General features: G+C 36.5%; 19 protein-coding genes and 2 pseudogenes. All 21 read right to left on the bottom strand.

Annotated elements, in window-relative coordinates:
- Position 1: 1 nt before the first annotated feature.
- The 21 genes and pseudogenes from AAGD87_RS07175 to AAGD87_RS07070 all read right to left on the bottom strand — a co-directional run bounded on the left by AAGD87_RS07175 (position 2) and on the right by AAGD87_RS07070 (position 16,937).
- On the bottom strand, positions 2–508 hold the full coding sequence (locus AAGD87_RS07175; RefSeq protein WP_341817558.1) for a phage major tail tube protein: 507 nt from the start codon (positions 506–508) through the stop codon (positions 2–4).
- An 11-nt stretch (positions 509–519) separates the two neighbouring features.
- Complete coding sequence (locus AAGD87_RS07170; protein ID WP_341817557.1) at positions 520–1,698, bottom strand: phage tail sheath subtilisin-like domain-containing protein; 1,179 nt, start codon at positions 1,696–1,698, stop codon at positions 520–522.
- Positions 1,691–2,242: a hypothetical protein gene (locus AAGD87_RS07165; RefSeq protein ID WP_341817556.1), complete on the bottom strand. Its 552-nt coding sequence runs from the start codon at positions 2,240–2,242 to the stop codon at positions 1,691–1,693. The genes AAGD87_RS07170 and AAGD87_RS07165 overlap by 8 nt, the downstream gene beginning before the upstream one ends.
- Positions 2,243–2,248: 6 nt before the next feature.
- Positions 2,249–3,819 (bottom strand): annotated as a pseudogene (locus tag AAGD87_RS07160) (hypothetical protein).
- Positions 3,816–4,001: a hypothetical protein gene (locus tag AAGD87_RS07155; RefSeq protein ID WP_174517025.1), complete on the bottom strand. Its 186-nt coding sequence runs from the start codon at positions 3,999–4,001 to the stop codon at positions 3,816–3,818. The pseudogene AAGD87_RS07160 and the gene AAGD87_RS07155 overlap by 4 nt, the downstream one beginning before the upstream one ends.
- Before the next feature lie 7 nt (positions 4,002–4,008).
- Positions 4,009–5,205, bottom strand: a complete 1,197-nt coding sequence (locus tag AAGD87_RS07150) for a hypothetical protein (RefSeq protein ID WP_208571638.1) — start codon at positions 5,203–5,205, stop codon at positions 4,009–4,011.
- A 20-nt stretch (positions 5,206–5,225) separates the two neighbouring features.
- A pseudogene (locus AAGD87_RS07145) lies at positions 5,226–7,258 on the bottom strand (DUF4815 domain-containing protein).
- A 6-nt stretch (positions 7,259–7,264) separates the two neighbouring features.
- Complete coding sequence (locus AAGD87_RS07135) at positions 7,265–7,951, bottom strand: hypothetical protein (protein WP_341817555.1); 687 nt, start codon at positions 7,949–7,951, stop codon at positions 7,265–7,267.
- A 20-nt stretch (positions 7,952–7,971) separates the two neighbouring features.
- Positions 7,972–9,189, bottom strand: a complete 1,218-nt coding sequence (locus tag AAGD87_RS07130) for a phage tail protein (RefSeq protein WP_012673240.1) — start codon at positions 9,187–9,189, stop codon at positions 7,972–7,974.
- A 6-nt stretch (positions 9,190–9,195) separates the two neighbouring features.
- A complete protein-coding gene (locus tag AAGD87_RS07125; RefSeq protein ID WP_015588499.1) occupies positions 9,196–9,993 on the bottom strand; it encodes a baseplate J/gp47 family protein in 798 nt (265 codons plus the stop codon).
- A gap of 9 nt (positions 9,994–10,002) precedes the next feature.
- Positions 10,003–10,338: a GPW/gp25 family protein gene (locus AAGD87_RS07120; protein ID WP_015588498.1), complete on the bottom strand. Its 336-nt coding sequence runs from the start codon at positions 10,336–10,338 to the stop codon at positions 10,003–10,005.
- 5 nt (positions 10,339–10,343) lie between these two features.
- A complete protein-coding gene (locus AAGD87_RS07115) occupies positions 10,344–10,796 on the bottom strand; it encodes a PAAR domain-containing protein (protein ID WP_318010167.1) in 453 nt (150 codons plus the stop codon).
- A 39-nt stretch (positions 10,797–10,835) separates the two neighbouring features.
- Complete coding sequence (locus AAGD87_RS07110) at positions 10,836–11,402, bottom strand: phage baseplate assembly protein V (RefSeq protein ID WP_341817554.1); 567 nt, start codon at positions 11,400–11,402, stop codon at positions 10,836–10,838.
- Positions 11,395–11,922, bottom strand: coding sequence for a hypothetical protein (locus AAGD87_RS07105; protein ID WP_224721422.1), 528 nt, complete (start codon positions 11,920–11,922; stop codon positions 11,395–11,397). The genes AAGD87_RS07110 and AAGD87_RS07105 overlap by 8 nt, the downstream gene beginning before the upstream one ends.
- A complete protein-coding gene (locus AAGD87_RS07100) occupies positions 11,903–12,391 on the bottom strand; it encodes a phage tail protein (RefSeq protein ID WP_164224822.1) in 489 nt (162 codons plus the stop codon). Before AAGD87_RS07100 ends, AAGD87_RS07105 begins: the two co-directional genes overlap by 20 nt.
- On the bottom strand, positions 12,384–12,704 hold the full coding sequence (locus tag AAGD87_RS07095; protein ID WP_164224823.1) for a hypothetical protein: 321 nt from the start codon (positions 12,702–12,704) through the stop codon (positions 12,384–12,386). Before AAGD87_RS07095 ends, AAGD87_RS07100 begins: the two co-directional genes overlap by 8 nt.
- A gap of 83 nt (positions 12,705–12,787) precedes the next feature.
- Complete coding sequence (locus AAGD87_RS07090) at positions 12,788–13,792, bottom strand: major capsid protein (RefSeq protein WP_164224824.1); 1,005 nt, start codon at positions 13,790–13,792, stop codon at positions 12,788–12,790.
- Between the two features lie 43 nt (positions 13,793–13,835).
- A complete protein-coding gene (locus AAGD87_RS07085; RefSeq protein WP_164224825.1) occupies positions 13,836–14,207 on the bottom strand; it encodes a head decoration protein in 372 nt (123 codons plus the stop codon).
- Positions 14,200–15,288: a S49 family peptidase gene (locus tag AAGD87_RS07080; RefSeq protein ID WP_341817553.1), complete on the bottom strand. Its 1,089-nt coding sequence runs from the start codon at positions 15,286–15,288 to the stop codon at positions 14,200–14,202. Before AAGD87_RS07080 ends, AAGD87_RS07085 begins: the two co-directional genes overlap by 8 nt.
- Positions 15,285–16,712, bottom strand: coding sequence for a phage portal protein (locus AAGD87_RS07075; protein WP_341817552.1), 1,428 nt, complete (start codon positions 16,710–16,712; stop codon positions 15,285–15,287). The genes AAGD87_RS07080 and AAGD87_RS07075 overlap by 4 nt, the downstream gene beginning before the upstream one ends.
- Positions 16,713–16,937, bottom strand: a complete 225-nt coding sequence (locus AAGD87_RS07070) for a gpW family head-tail joining protein (RefSeq protein ID WP_019236402.1) — start codon at positions 16,935–16,937, stop codon at positions 16,713–16,715. It lies immediately after the preceding gene.
- Between the last annotated feature and the right edge of the window lie 2 nt (positions 16,938–16,939).

Genomic DNA, 16,939 nt, shown 5'->3' with positions numbered 1-16,939 from the left:
TTCATATTCCAAGCACCGTTTGAAGTAGTGCCATTTGATCAACACCATTTATCTTTCTAATCATATTTTCAGCATCGATTTCTATTAACTCATTACCACCTATAGTAAGTTTATAGTAATGAGCAGCTACAGTACACTTCAGCGTTGCTTTTTCAGCAGGTTTCCAGTTACCAAAGTCAAACTCTTTAAAAATGCCTCTTAAATTGATTATTACTCCTTCAATATCATTGTTTCCGCTGCCTTGTAATCCGCCCCTTAGCGTCAAAGCTACTGAATTTCCATTTATCAACCCAAATAGCCGAAAGAGCTCTGTATCGTATTCAGAAAAAGTGAAATCTGCTTCAAGCTTCTCCATGCCCATATCAATATTTATTGGAATATCCATACCACCAGCTCTGTATTCCTCTGTTTTTATGGTAAGTTTTGGCAAGGTTATTTCATCTATTTTTCCTGCATAACCACGACCATCAACGAATACGTTAAAATTTCTCAGTATTTTCGGTAACACTTTGCTTTCTCCTAACTTATATTTACGAGATGAGACCTGAATATTATTTGTTCTGCCGGATATGGTGGTGTAAACTCAAAGTCAAAGTATACTTTTCCACTTGCAATATTTGCCGGTGTATTGAGTTCGGGAGTTGCATAACATTTTCCACTGATAATTGCTCCTTGCGCTTTTAAACTTGCAAGGTAAGAATTCACCCCCTCAATCACATCATCTATATAAGTTTTTGTGATATTGCGATCAACTGCCCAGAGATGAGCTCGAAGTAAACTATCGTTAATTAAATCTGCAGTGCGCCTTACTGATAGAAAAGCCCATTTCGAATCGTTTGAACATGTTCTATTTCCCCAAAGCCTATAGCCATTTTGATGAATTATCGTTGTTACTTCATTTTCATTTAAATGGTTTGCTCTACAATTTGTATTACCGAGCGTAAAATCAATAGGCCTGCTTGTTCCAACAATACCATTTATCTCTTTATTTGAAGGTGAGTGCCAAAATCCTTGTTCGCTATCTACTTTTGCTATTAAACCAGCTACAAATGGGCTTGCTGGCAAGGTTCCTTCTTTTCCTTCAATAAATACCTTAACCCAAGGGTCAACTACGTAAACTCTTGAGCTGCCTACACTTTTTCTCCATTTTATTGCTTCTTCATCATTAGTATTTGGTCCATCTGCAACAATAATTGCTCTTAATTTTTCTGCTATGGAAATTAAAGCACTCACTACTGGATTTACTCCATCTATTTCAGGTAACTGATGAGTAAACTGAGGTGCAATTAATATTTTTGGAGCAATATGAACTATGCTTTCACTACTGAGGAATGCCTCTATCCCCTGATACTCTCCAGTCTCTTTATCAACACCGCCAATTATATTTTGGATAGTTTCACTTTCTTTGAGCTTTGAATCGCTGTTTTCACTTTCTTTAACTCGAATAACTACTACTGTTGCACCAATTTGGGAAAATATTCCGTTTGTTGCAGAAGGTAGTGTTCCACTTTTCCCAAGCTTTGCTGCTTCCTTTAAGCTTCCTGCTATTAATACTGGACTATTGAGTGGAAATTTTTGCTCATCAGCTTCAGGGGCAGTACCAATTACACCTATCACTGATGATTTAGCTGTACGTACTGATCTTGCTCCTGAGGTTACCTCAATAACCTTTACTCCGTGTAAAAATTCTTCAGCCATTTCTTTGTATCTTTTGTTTAAAATCGTTTAGTAAGTTCTCTACACTTTTGGCTTCTGCAATTTTCTTCTTGGTAATGTCTTCCAACTCTTCACATTTAATTATTTCTTTTACTGCTTTTTTTGCTTTTTCTTCAATTATTCTTGCCATTTCAATAACCGTAATACCACGGACTTTTGCTAATGGCTCTATAATTTCTGCATCTTTTTTGTCTATAGATTCTGGTGCTGCTAAAATGTTCTCTGCGGCTTTTGCTTGTATTTCGTACGACTTAGACTTCTGATGAGAATATCCTGCGTATTGGTGAGTATAGTTATCATAATAAGCATGAAGATTAGAAAGTGCAGAAAACTTCGCATTTTGTAGTAACTCCAATTCAATATCTTCTTGATTCCGCTGAGCAATTTTGCCTCCTTCTGTTAAACAATAGCTTTTTTGCCAATCAAAATCTTCTGGTGCTTCATACCAATCATTTTCAGTTGGCTTGCTTTCAAGTGTTGTTGTTTCTACTTGTTTATCATTTTCAAATCTAATGTAGATAGACATTGTTTGTTACCTCCAAATCTCATACGTGTTAGATAATCCTGGACATTGCCAAGCTTTTAGCGTTCTCTCCACATCTACTTCAAGTCCTGTAGTTAGAACATTGCTACGTATGTTATAAATCCCCCACTGAATAAATTGACCATAGTTGTGTACATAATTTGATGCAAGCATACCTTGACTAACTTGTGTTCTGGAATACAGGTAAGATGATGTGTAAAGTAATATTGCAACTGTTTTTCCTGCTGGAATCTCCACATTACCAGATCCAGCTAATTTGCTATCAGAACTCGTGTATTGGTAAACATTTTTCCATATTATTCTTGAAATTCTTGATTTATTAGAATTGGTATTATCTGGTGTTCCCACAAATAATCCTGCACCCCCATACTCCGTACTCGAATACGATGATCCAACAAATTCCATTGTCTTATTTATGTTCACATTGGTTGTATTTTTTACAAATACTACTCCAAGTGCAGCATACGGGTAATAGTATATCTCATCATAACTACCCGAAAAACTTTTTGTGCATAACTCTCCGTAAATAAATGTTCCTTTACTTCCCTCTATAAAACTTAGTTGTCTTGGCCGATAAAAACTAACGTAATCTGTATTGTACGTATGGCTACCTGCTAGTAGTTGTAACATATAGTCAGTTTTTGTTATATCACTACTCCACTTTCCAAGCTCTGTCGTAAAAGTTCCGTGGCCAAAATAATTATTTTTTCTTCCAAGTACACCAAATAAGAAAGGTAATGACCCTGGTTCAACCATGTTGCGCTTTCTTATTTCATTTATAAGAGACACTTTTAACTGTTCATCCCGAGTTTTTACCTCATTTATCAGGGATGTTTTTAATTGGTTATCACGAGTTTCTATTTCCCTAATAATTGATGAGCCAGATGGTACATTATTAACAGCACGAAAATCTTCTACTAAACCTTTAAGACCATCTTTATGACTGTTACTAATGCTATTTATTGCTGCAATATTGGCATTCTTTCTCGTATCAAGTAGCGATATATGCGAATCTGATGATGCTTTTAAAGTATTTAAGGAATTATCCCTAAGCTTGTTAATTTCATTGACAGAATCTGTTTTCGCTTCAGTTATTGCAGATATTGAATTTTCCTTATTGCTATTTATGTCACTTAAGTGCGTCCTTGCAGCGCTCAAGAGTTCTTTTAACTTACCATCTGTCATCTGTACAATTTCAGAAACCGCACTTTTGTCGATTATTGATTCCAGTGCTTTAGCAAGATATGCTAGTTGATCTGGTGTACTACTTCCTGCTAAATCTTTAAGCCTTCTCTGTAGTGCATCAATTATCTCTTTTACTTCAGTTATAGCTCTTTTTACAATAATCCGAACAGACCGTAATATGCTACTGGCCTGCTATAGCCATAAACACATATCTTATCGCATTCGGACTATTATAAGAAAGGCTATATTTGTACAATGTCAGCAATAGCTTTTTTATCTGCTATCAATTCCAGCGATTTTGCAAGATATGCCAGTTGATCAGCCGTGCTATTTGCTGCTAAATCCTTTATCCTTTGGTATATTGCTTCTTTCATTCCCAAAAATTCAAAAAAGTTTCAAATCTAAATCGTTCAAAATTATTTTTAAGTTCATCTTCTCTTTCACTCATATCTTCATCTATCTTTTCTATGGCTCTGCGAATACGTACTACATCTTCTACAGCTATGTTCTCTGGATGCGGCAAAGGATATCCTCGTTTGGTTTGATCAAAAGTCATTTAAATTTTATGTTACTATTACTCTGAGATTTTTGACTTTAGGACGATAAATAACCGTTCCACTTAAAACTAATTTTATCCTTGTCTCATTAGCATTAAAATTTGTCAGCACATGAGTTCTCTCTACCCAATTTTCTCCAATTGGTTTTCCTGATGTTAAATTTACTAATTGCCAATCACTGTTGCTTTTTTGTACATAAGCTTTAACATCTGCAGTGCCAGGTATCAGCGCATCGTACGTTATGGTGATTTTAGTATTAGCTCCTGCTGTAATACTTCTTGTAACATAATCTCCTTTTTCCCCTATATTACCCATAACTAGCTGTAACCCAGGATATAGCACTGGACTTTTTTCTCGCCCTCCTTTTAGTCTTGCCTTTACTGTTAGCTCTCCAGATAGTCTTTCACGCAGTGCAAGTGGCAAATTATCAGACAAAAAGTTCTCTTTTCCCTCTTCATCTGTTAAGATAAATTCCACATTGGTATCAAATGCTACTTTTTCGACGTTCGTCAAAACAATTAAATCTGAAGTATTGGTTGCTGTAACTTTTCCCAGATCAATAACGTGAGAATTTTCGCTAAATTTTGCAGCCAAAAGCCGAAACGTTAAATCTAAATTTTGATGTGGAGTCCAGGTGCTTGCATTGCTTGATGAAAGTAATACTCCTACTTGATATGGCTGGCTTGTTACCCAACGGCTATTTACTGCATCATATTTGCCAAGTTCTGCTATTTTTACTGCAGTATCTGCATCATCAGTAAGTAGTACTATTGCATACTCCTCTCCTGCATGGCAAAACACTGGTGACCACTCTATACGTGTTGCTGTGCCATCTATCTTTATATCTTTTGGCTCAATATAGCTTTCAGCAATGACAGTTTGCGAGGGCACTCCCACTGCTGTTTCTCTAATCTGCACAACAACACGTTTTTTGCCTTTATTTACAAACCATAGTTCCACGCCTCCTATGTGCCTACTTTCATTTAGAGTAAATGTTTGCGCTAAAGGATCAACTCTTCTTGCTGCGATAACTCTTCTTCTTTCCTCTATGGTAATTGTTTTTTTACCAGTATAAGTTGCTTCTCCATAACTGCCTTTATCACCGAAGAACTGCACTAACTTAGTCCCAGCAGGAATGTTTCTTGGTACAGTAAATCTTCCTTTTATTTTTCCTCTGTTATCAGCAATAAATGTTGCGATCATGTTTTTCTTTCAAATATTTTCTATGCTTTAGGTTGAATAAAAATTCCATCAAACTTTAATTCCTTAAGCTTTTCACCAGTTGCAAAACCTTCAATCTCAAAATTTTGAGTTGCTTCTCGCATAAATTCAGTTTCGTATGAGGTGCTTGACAGCAGCTCTGTTGTTTCTTTAACATTAAATACTCTGGTTACTGGACTTTTCCAATTCGTGGTAACCTCTGTCCAGTGATCAATATTTTTATTTAGAGTAATTTGTGCCGGGACTGGATCAAAAGCTTGATATGGATTGATCTTTTCTCCTTTGGTCTGTAAAAGCTGCTCCAGTACCGGTTCAAGTTCATACGGCAACAAATAAGTTTTTTCTCCTCCATCAATATCAGCAATCGTTACATCTATTGGTAAAATTAATTCCTTGTTTACTATTGCTGCAGACTGCAAAATTCCTTGATCACGCATATCATCATCGAAGAACGAATCAACAAATACTCCTTTTTTCGTGGTTGGCTCTCTTGAATTTGCATCACTACGTAGACGTTCCTGTGCAACAAGAGCATAAAGATCATTTATTCCTTTTTTCATTGCTTCAAGCTCATTCATCGGTACAGCATGAATAGCATTATTCACTATTTTTACCCCTTCGCCTTTTTTCCACGTCTGATGAATGTAGCAAAGCAAAAGTTGTCCACTAGGCGCTCTAGGCATTGATGGTCGCCAAGGGTGAGCTATGCCTTTTATCCTTCTTATTGCGCCTTTTGCATTTATAGTGATTAAATCATAACGCGGCATTTTCCAGGTATAATCTATCAAAACCAAGCTGTTATCAACTGCTCCTTTTACTTTACATCCCTTTTCATTTATATCTTCAGGGCTTACATGAGTGCGGCAGCGATAGGTTATTAGGTAACTACTCCCAGGAGCTGGCTCTTTACTAGGTAATGACCAATCGACGTTTCCTGCGTTTAACTTATAGTCTATACTATTTTCATAAATAACATTACCTTGTTTAACTTGAATAATCTCAAGTACTGCAGAATCAGGTATAGGATCAATAGCTCCAGAATATGAACCGTGAGTAATGGTAATAGTTTTTTGAATAGTTATATCTACTTTTTTAATTTCACTTATTGGAAAATCATTAACCTTCAGTTCCATTACTCTTTGGCTATTTGGCTGAAAAGTATGTGGTTCTGATTCAACTGATTTTATATCCGGATCTTCATCAAAAGAAACACGAATACTGTGAGGAAGTTCAATCTCATAGCCATCAACATGAGCTTTGCCCTCATTAATCACAAATATTTTTTTTCCTCCTTCTCCCTCTTCCTTTTGCAGGAACATTACTTCAAGACCATTTACGACATAGGAACCATTGGCTTCTTTGTCATAACGAGCAAGAGCTGTAGTTACTATATTTGCTTGTGGTGGCAGTGAATGTTCTATCAATACTCCATTTTCAATATGGTAAATTGGGTAAAATTCGCCATTTGTAGAGTTATAGCCTTTCTTATAATAGTCCGAATGCGATAAGATATGTGTTTATGGCTATAGCAGGCCAGTAGCATATTACGGTCTGTTCGGATTATTGTAAAAAGAGCTATAACAGTAACACTTTCTACTTGGTATCCCCAAATGGTAGAAACTTTAAGTCTTGCAGCTCCTACTTCCTGATAGTTTCTTGTACCAACAGCAGGATCACGAAGATTTTCATCCTCAAGTTCTGTAATGGTAGATTCTACATAATAAACACCTATACGCACTGTGGTACTCAGTGGAATAATAAATTCTTCTTTTTCGACTTTTCTAACTGCTCCACGAAGATAGATTTTTCCTGCTTCAAGTGTAACTTTACCAGTTTCTCTATCTATAATACAATTGCTTCCTATTATAACATCACCATCACGAAATATTGCATCGCCTATGCCTTTAAGCTTAGAGAGAGCATACTCCTGAGTCTCGTTTAATTCTGCAGATTGCAAACCTCTTCCAGCAAGAAATAAGCTTTTTTCGTATTCTTTGTCAGGATTAAAGCGGTTATAATAGGTGTTTAAAGTCATTTTATTCTAAAAGGTTACAACAAATGAAAAAGTCTCTCTTGTGGCAGCAGTTCTGATAAGTGGTACAGTGTGTTCTAAAATCAGCAAGATTCCATGGTCTTCTATATCTTTTGGTTCAAAATATCTCTGTCCAGGAGGCAATTTTTCTACCACCTTTGTACCAACCATAACTCCAAGCTCTCTTATTACTTGATTTGCTGCGTCCGTGAAATCGAAAGTAAATTTAAGATACAGATTATTGATTGGTACATTCGATGGTTTAAACCTTCCAGATGGAGTCACAAGTTCTCCATTCTCATCACCACTGCAAAAGAGCACCTCATCAACAACACGACGTCCAACTTCCTTAATTAATGTTGCAGAAGTAATTAGTTCCGGTGGTGTGTCTTGAGTATACTCTATAGTGATTACGCTATCTGCTATAATTGCACCATTTTCTACACGCTCAATAGCGCCTGAGCTACCATCAACTATATAATCTATGCTTGACTGATAAATTGTTTGCCCTGTATAAACTTTTACATCTTTAATAGTGTGGTGATCTAAACTTATCTTGCCGCCTGCTGTAAAAGTTTTTTCAACTTTGTAGCTGCTTTCCCAGGTAGAATCTCCAGATTCCCAAGCAAGATGTATTGGTTGCTCTTTTATGCTCGCAGCAATAGCTGCTCTGCCTGATTGTGTCAGTATTGACATGTCTGATTGCGTGATTGATATTATATATATACAAGATTCGTAGAAAAAACGTCCAATTTTTTTGTAATAATGGGCTCAAAATTTTTCCAAGGGCGATTTAAGTGGCGATGTTCATGCCAAGTGACCATACCTGGGTAAAATACTGCTACGTAATTTTCTAGCTCATGAATAGGATCTTTCTGTTTTAAATCTGAGTCATTTTGACAATCAATATGATATTCCCTTAAATTAGACTCTATTATTCTTTGATCAGTAAAACTCTTTGCTTCGTAGTAATAAGTTATACTAAACCGCTCTAAAATTGGTGTACGTCGAAAATTCCAAATCTGCTCAGAGAGTTTATCTTCACTTAAGTAAAATGTATGCTCTATTTCTTTATAAGCAGTTGGTGCAAAACAAGCATTGATATCTCCCAAATTCCAACTATCTGATAATACTATCAACGCTTTAGCAAACTTAATTTCTGGCAATAAACCCTGTGGTAGAGGATATAGTGCTTTTAAGTTATACCACTCGTGACTTCTTTCATATATACCGTTGTAATTCTTGGTGTGAGGCTCTGTCTCTCCTAATACTGCAACATCCAACCTATATAAATCATTACTGTAACTTCTATCATAATGTGATCTAAAAGTGCTAAATTTAAATCTTGGATTTCCTATTTTTAGCTCAAATGAGTTTTTTCTTCCAAACGATAATACTGGCCCTTCTTTTGCTATTCTTACACCCGAGTAGTCTGAAAGAAGATCTCCAAAAATACTTTCATCTAACATAAACCGCTGAGCATTGTAATAATCATTGAATATTCGCATTAATCGAGATCTTGCCGGTGCAGAAAGTTTTGCCAGAGCAATTACACTATCGACAAAAAAGTCATTAGGAACATCAGAGATGCCAATTTGAAATTCAGCAAAATGCTCTCCTGGTGGTTCTTCTTGAATGGTAATATTATCAATGTTTGCCCATTTCAGCGCCATCTTCAGTGACTGTGGTGTACCGCGCAAACGTTGAAATCTTATTCCGTTTTGCTTAGCTAAGACCCATTCTTTTAATGCACTCTTAGTAGCTTTCTTACCCCAGGATAAAATTTCTCCCAAGCCGTATTCCGCTACTAGCCACGGCAACATTTCAGTCTGTGGGTTAAATTTAAATCCCCGTAGAGAATTTGCATCAAGAGAATAATTAATTATGTCTGTAAGTATTTGCTCTTGCTTTGAAGCATTTGGAGGAAGTATCACCAATTTTTACCTAACACTTAAATCACTTAAAGCAACGCATTCATTATTTTGTACAATTATGTCTTCTATTGGCTCTGTAAGCTCTATATTTTGTATACCTTCTGTAAAAAGATGAGCAATAATCCAGGACCTGGTTACATTCCACCCTAAACCTTTAGTAGACTCAAGACCTTTGATAAATTGTTCCTTTGCAGCTTCGATAACATCTTTTGATGCAGTAGGGTAAATATGCACTTTAGCATGAATAGTAATGGGAATAATACCACAGCCAATAACTGTAAGCGTATCTGTTAATACACGAATATCATCGCGAATAACGTGATTTCTGACGATCTCTAGCAATTCTTCTGAAGGTACTCCACCATTTTCTGTGGAAAGTATTGAAATCTGTACACTTCCTGGTATAGGTGATACCACTTGCGCATCTTTTACTCTCGTGTCAGCAGATAATGCATGATAGCGATAATGCTCTTTACTCCCTGCTGTTGACCAACCAACAATTTTGGCTTTTACCCGCTTCCTTAAGGATTCATCATTCTCTGACTCCTTTCTCAGCACACCATAAAATTCAGCCAAGTGATCAAGGTCATTACCTCTTGCAAAAGCAAGTAAATTTGCCTGTGCTGCATCATTAATCCTTTGCCTAAGCAAAAGTTCACGCCAGGCTGCTACTTCCAGTATCTTTATTGCTGGATCACTCTCAGTTAGTGCAGAAAAACTTGCATTCCGACGCACTAACTCTTCTTTCATTCGCGAAAAGATTTCCTCAAATTTTAATGTTTCGACAATATTTGGTGTTTTCATCCTACTACCTTATACTATAATACCATCAAGGCGGATCGGCTTTCCATTTGGCAGATAGATTCCTTCTAAAATGAGAGTTACTTTACCTTCTTTTATTTCTGTTATTTGTACACGTTTAAGCTTAAATCGACGCTCCCACTTTTCTAATGCTTCTGCAACTGCTGCATAAAGCTCTTGTGCAAAACCAGGTACAATTGGATGATCAATCAGCTCAAATAACCTTGATCCATAATCTCGGCGCATAACACGAGCACCAATTGGTGTAGTTAAAATATCAACTATTGATTGTTTTAAATGCTCTATACCACTTATTGTTTTACCAGTTTCAGAATTCATACCACGCATATCACTTACCCTGCAAAGACATCATTGCTTCCTTGTTCTGCCACTGCTCCACAGGAAATTAGGTCACCAGTACGAGCAATGGCTTTGCCATTTACAAACACTGAATCTGACCCCTCAAGAAGGGATTGACTAGTATGTGGTGGTTTATAAGGGTCTGTTGATGCATGTTGTGACCATTCATCTCCTTGACGATGCACAGGCCTACCATTTACAAACACATTACTGCTTCCTCCTATGCCAGGGCTTTGTAAATAATCTCCATGTTGGTTACACATATCACCAAAACGAACAACTTTTCCCTGTTTTGCCAAACTTAAATCTTTGTCTGATTCTGAAAGTCGTTTTTGCCCTAACAATGAACCTCTTGTTTCCTCCTCTCTTCTTGACTCATCTTCACATCCTGATTCATATCCACTTAATTCTGATGTTTGAGAGGTATACTCAATATCACCAATCATAATACCCTTATCATTATTAACTCTAACATTTTTCTCCGGCTAGTTTAAATCTATTTTTTTCGCATTTAACTTAATGCCACTCTCAGTAATCTCTAGACTTGAGTTCCCAACCTGTAAGACAATCTTTTCATCAGTTATATTTGAACTTGATTTTCCCGTTTTTAAAATAACTTCCTTACTAGTTACTTCCATTTGCGTTTCTTTCACTGCAAAAACAAGAGTTCCTTCTTCTTTGACAGAAACTGTAAACTTATAGTAATTGCGGTCATAGTAAATAATTGTTCCATCCTTAAAAACAAAACCGCTTACTTCTTCCTTACTTCCTTCTGGAATAGGATATTTTTTATAATAAATTGCAGGTAAGACAATCCCTTTGGCAATTTCACCAGATGGCGAAAGTACTATCACCCGTTCTCCAATACTTGGTGCAGACCAACTTCTGTCTTCTCCAGCTCTTGCTGTTACCCATGGCAACCAGTCTGTTAATATATTACCTATCATTTTTACACGTACCTTAGCCGTTCCACAGCCTACTTCTTCGACTGTGCCAACTCTAATCAAGTTATTAAGTTTTATTAGTAAGTTCGCATCTTCAAAACTATTCATCATTTTTGCCAACCTTTACATATTTATGCTTATTAGCAACTCCAATATCAGGCGTAAACCCAATGTAAACAGTACTCGGCGGAATACTACTCTCTGCCCATACTGAATCACCAAGATGTACTTCATGCACCCACTCTACCATCCACACTAAATATGCATCGAGCTCTGGCCTAAAATCATCTCCTCCTCCTGAGATAAATTCTCCTGGTGAAATTTTCTCCACTTTCCAAGTGTTTTTATTTACCACTCTTGCTACTTCTGCCGCCAATGCTCTGACAATAATAGGTGCATTTTCTATTGTGCTATCAATCACAATTCGTGCTTCAAATTTTGCTCTCAGCGCTAATTCTTCTGTTCCTGGATCATGTCCTTTTTCAAAGCCACTAAGTTCTATAAATACTGCTGGTGCTATCAATTCTTTCCTGATTGCTGGATAAACCTCACAAGTTTGAATTGCTGGTATCTCTGCCTTTAGCGTATTACAAATTGCCTCATGTAAATTAGTCCAAAATGCCGTCATAAAATAACTCATGTGTAAAATATTTTTCAAATATCCTTTCAACTTCATAATTAACAAGATTTTCTATTATCCTTGAAGCCTCAGGTTCAAGTGGTAGTTTAACCTCCTGTATCGGTAGTGCTGTTCTTCCTACACGTTTAAAAATACCACGATAGCCTCTTGGCATTGTTGCCATAAATTCATCATTAAATGCTGTTCTTATTTTTGCTTGTTTTATATTTATATCATACAGATATGCTCTAATTAAAACTTTCAAAGTGCTTTTTCTTGACTTGATGATTCTTAGTCTTTTTCTAATTACTTTCAGCCTAATTTGCTTTTCTTCACTGATTTCTCGGACAGCCTGAGATTTTAACCATAGTGCCGTTTTGTTTAGCGCTCTTACCGCTGCCAACTCTACTTTAGCTTTGTTAGCATCAATGTCGTGAGTAATTCTCTCAATGTTTTCATTAACTTCAATTTTAAACATCTTTCTCTCCAAGTACTGTACAGTTTATATTCCAAACTATTCCTGAATTATCTCGCAGTGGTGGAGAATATACTTTATATTTACGACCATCAATAACAAAAATATCTCCCACCATTGGCCTCAGTACATCAAAAACATTTACCTCAAGAAAAAGCATCTCTCCCACAAATTGTCCTTCACCAATCTCGTATAATTTATCTGGCTGTTGCTTTAGTACTTGTACCATATATGACTTATCCTTTGATTCATACAAAGCTACTTTTCCTAAATGAGCAAAACAATCTTTAAATAATCTCTTAATATTCTCTTGCACATTTCTCCGCTATATACTAACATTTATATGCTAAGAAGAGGTAAAGCATTCTTCTGCCTCACACCGCTTTATATTTGCTCTACCTATGTTGCAACGATCTTGACTAGTATTGCTGGACGGTGGCACATTGGCAGAGGGTTTGACTGCGTATGCAAATCAGTCCCTCTATCAAATCTTCTTGGCTCTTGTTTTGCATAGAGTGGCTGTCCAAGAGTATTCACTGTTTCATTAAAATCTGCTGGTGCAAAATATGTTGTAAATGTGCTTGCTGTTCCTACTGGAAAACAGTGCCCCGTATCCCTTTCTATAAATCTTCTCACGGTTCCTTCAGGATCAGTTGCTTGTCCTCTATATTCCTCAAACGTTATTCCACAGAACGTAAATCCTGACCTCATATCATTTCTTAGCGCTGCTCCTTCTTGCCATCTCTCATATGCTTCTTTCACTTTAGCATGAGAAGTAAGTGCATCAAAAAACTCAGGGCTTACTAAAGCATGAATTCCTGTCATATATTCACCACTTAGATTATCTTCTATGTGCCTCAATACTTCCAGACACTTACGTTTTACATCAGTTATCGCTGCTCCCAGTGCAAAATTTACTACTTTTGGTGTTATTTCAAATTCGTTGTACAGATTTAACAATTCACTGCCATCTGCGTCCAGAATTATTCCTTTCAGCGCTCCCATACGCAAATGCTCCAACGTTATTGCATGTTTATTTCTCATTAGCTGCAAATGGTCAGTTATTACATCTGCCAGCGCTTTAAGTTCACTTTCTGATCCAAATGCTCTTATTCCCTGTACTTCTTCTGGTAACACTACATCATCATGCGGAATATGTGGAATCGTAAATGTCCTTACCTTTCTTTTTCCTCTTTTTCCTACTGTTGCTGGTGCTCCGGGTACTTGCGTTGGTAGTAAACTTAATACTCCATTTTGCTCTTCTATGGTAATATGTCTAAATCTTACTGACCTACTTGGAAATAAATTTAAATTTTCAACCCGTCCATAATTTATCGGCAATATATTCATCGCATTAGTTAGTGCCGTCATACTAAATGCTGTATTTGTAAATGGATTTTGCATTTTTTCTTTTCCCCCTTTGTGTTTTTTATTGTTTAATATAGCTTTAGACTGCTTTACGGATAATGATCCCTCGTGTTTCAAGTTGCTTTATTGCTGCATTTTTCTGCTCTTCAGTGATATTTGCTGGCCATACAACTGCATGATCTGCTAGCATTGCACCGCGAGCAATAATTACTCCTTTAGCATTTTCCTTTGCGTTTACATCACTTGAAATTACTCCTATTGCCGTTTGTGTGCCATCGGTTGCTGTTAGATTTAAGACCCTAATAAAACCATCTTCAGTCTTTTTAGCAACTACTGCACCAAGCTTGAGATTCTGTCCTTTGGCAACAGTTATTTGATCTCGTGAATATAAATTTGATGCTTCATATTTTAGAAGATCACCAAGGTTATTTTGTTCTGTTATACTACTCATTTTGCTTTTCTCCTTTTGTTATATATTTTAAATGCCTACGACTTTTCGCTACCTGCATCATCAACTTTTCTCCTGAATTCTGTGGTATTGTACTTATTATCTCTGTCTTCTTTGTTCTTTCTGCAAGTAATTCCATTAAAACTTCCCTTGCTTGCTCAACACTTACACTCTGCTCAATAAATTCTCCTATTTTCTCTGGCATCTTTGATATATTACATAAACGTATTAATTCAAGAACTTCAGTACGATACTTAGTTAAATTATTAGTTTCTTCTTTTAGGTCAGTTATAGTTTGTTCGTTCATAGTAATACTCCTGTTTTTATTAATATATTTAAACTCTGAAAGAATTGTAATTCCGTCTGCAAGACCTATCTCTACTGCATTTTCACCAAAATAAAGCCCTGCTTCAGTATTTTTTATTGCCTCTACAGAGAGGTTTCTATTCCGTGCTATTAGCTCAACCAGCATTTCATATAAACGATTCACTTCGCTTTTTAGATTTTCTAAACTCTCAGAAGTTATTGGTTCATGTGGATTTAAATCATTTTTTCTACTTCCTGCAAACACTGTGGTATATTTTATTCCACATTTTTCATCAAATCCACTTTGATCTATATGACTTGCTATTACTCCAATACTGCCAACACCAGAGGTTCTACTCACAAAAACCTTTTCAGCACTAGAAGCAATTGCATACGCAGCAGAATACGCATCATCATTTGCTATCGCTATTATCCTCTTTTTTCCTCTTGCACTATAGACAAAATCAGCTAGGTCAAATATACCGTTTACCTCTCCTCCGGGGCTATCTATTTCCAGTATAATTGTCTCTATGCTACTATCTGCTAATGCTTGTGTAATTTGTTCTTCTATTTGCTCATATGATGTCATTCCGAGCATTTCATCAAATGCACCAGGTTTTTTAGTTAAAATGCCATGTATCGGTATTATTCCTCTTTCACTATTTCTTACTGCATGTTTTATATTTTTAAAGATAGGCTGCTTTCCTGTTTGTAGTGACAGTAACTCAAAACTCCTTGGTTCTACCATTACACATCTGTTTAGCCATTGTTGTTTCATATCACCTCTTGATTGGCCGTAACGTCAGAATCAAAACTTAAGCCCAGTTCACTTGCACGTCTTTGATCTTCTGCTATTTCTTGGTCAATTTCTTCTACATCATAACCCATTTCTGATACTACTTCCGCTCGACTCTTTAATCCATTTCTTACTGCCATTTGCTGTGCTTGCTGATCTTTTAGCGGATCGACCCAATCAAATCCCTGTGGTATCCATTTTACTTCTTTTTTTGCTCCTTCTTTTCCCTTTGTCCATTCTTCACCTATGTCTAGCTCTCCAGAAAGTAGTGCTAACTCTAACCACCTATCCCATACAGGACGGCAAAACTGAAATACCATTATGTTATGCTGTAACATTGTACATCTCCTACGAAACTCTATTAATCCTGCTCTAATTGATGAATAATTAACACCGGTTAAATCTCCTGTTAGTTTCTCATATGTTATCCCTGTACCAATCGCTATTGCCCTGAGTTGCTGTTTCATAAACGCTTCATAACTTCCTCCTACATCTGACGGCTCTGAAAATTTTATGTCTTCTCCTGGGTCTAAAAGCTGCATTGTTCCTGGCTCTAAACCAGATAGTGCTACTCCTTGCTCATTACTTTCACTTTCTCCTAAAATATTTGCTTCAGGATCAAGTCTCGTAATAAACCCTGCAAACATTGCTGCAGTTTTCTTTCTCACCAGCTCTGCATCATCATATTGATCAAGCTCATAAAGCTTCAGCAGTATATTAGAAAGCCAAGGCTCCCCTCTGATTTGCCCAGGTCTTAATGGTCTATAAATATGTAAAACATCATTTGCTGGCACTCTCACTGATTCTCCAAACATACTTTCACCAGGGTGTTCTTTAAATAGGTAGTATGCTTCTCTTTGCCCAAGCCTGTTAAACTCAATCCCGTTTCTTATTACATTACCATTTCCTAAAGTTTGATTTGTTTTATTATCTAAATGTTCAGACTCAAGTACTTGCAGTTGTAATGGTACAGAAAATCCATCTTCGAGTTTACGATTTCGGAGGCGTACAAAACATTCTCCTCCCTCTATCATACTTCTGCATACTAGAGCTTGTAATCCATAAAAATCACTTACTCCGTTACTATCTGCTTCATCTGTCCATCTTAGCCATAATTCTTGTACTTTCTTTCGAAATTCTCCATCCCTTGCTTTTGATTGCGGTTTTATTCCTGTTCCAATAGAGTTACTTACTATTGTATCAATGATATTTGCTGCATATGGATTTTTTCTCACCATATCACGTGATCTACTACGTAAAGTTTCAAGGCTTTGAGACAGCAAATTGTTTATACTTCCTAACTCTGGTTGAAAGTGAAAAAATCTTCTTCCTGAGCCTGCTGCATCCCAGGCTGAACTTTTGATTTTTGGCTTGTTGAATAATTGTTTGAAGGTTTTTAGTAGCATTTATAAAATTCCTTTACTCGTTGAAAAAATAATTTTCCTCTTTGGCTCCACTCCAGCAATCTTTAGCTCAGCTTTAATTCGTTGTCTTAAGTTTAGTAAATCATTTATATCTACTTCTGCATATCTTACCACATGATCACCATATGCAATTGATACTACTCGCTCTCCGTTTTGCAGCTTCTTTATCGCTTCTTCGACTTGAATTAAATAATCTTCGTTATACATTT

It is taken from the genome of Wolbachia endosymbiont (group A) of Pherbina coryleti (assembly GCF_964026875.1).
Classification (GTDB): Bacteria; Pseudomonadota; Alphaproteobacteria; order Rickettsiales; family Anaplasmataceae; genus Wolbachia; species Wolbachia pipientis.
The sequence above is the reverse complement of the archived record's forward strand: the minus strand, read 5'-3'. Positions and strand labels throughout refer to the sequence as shown.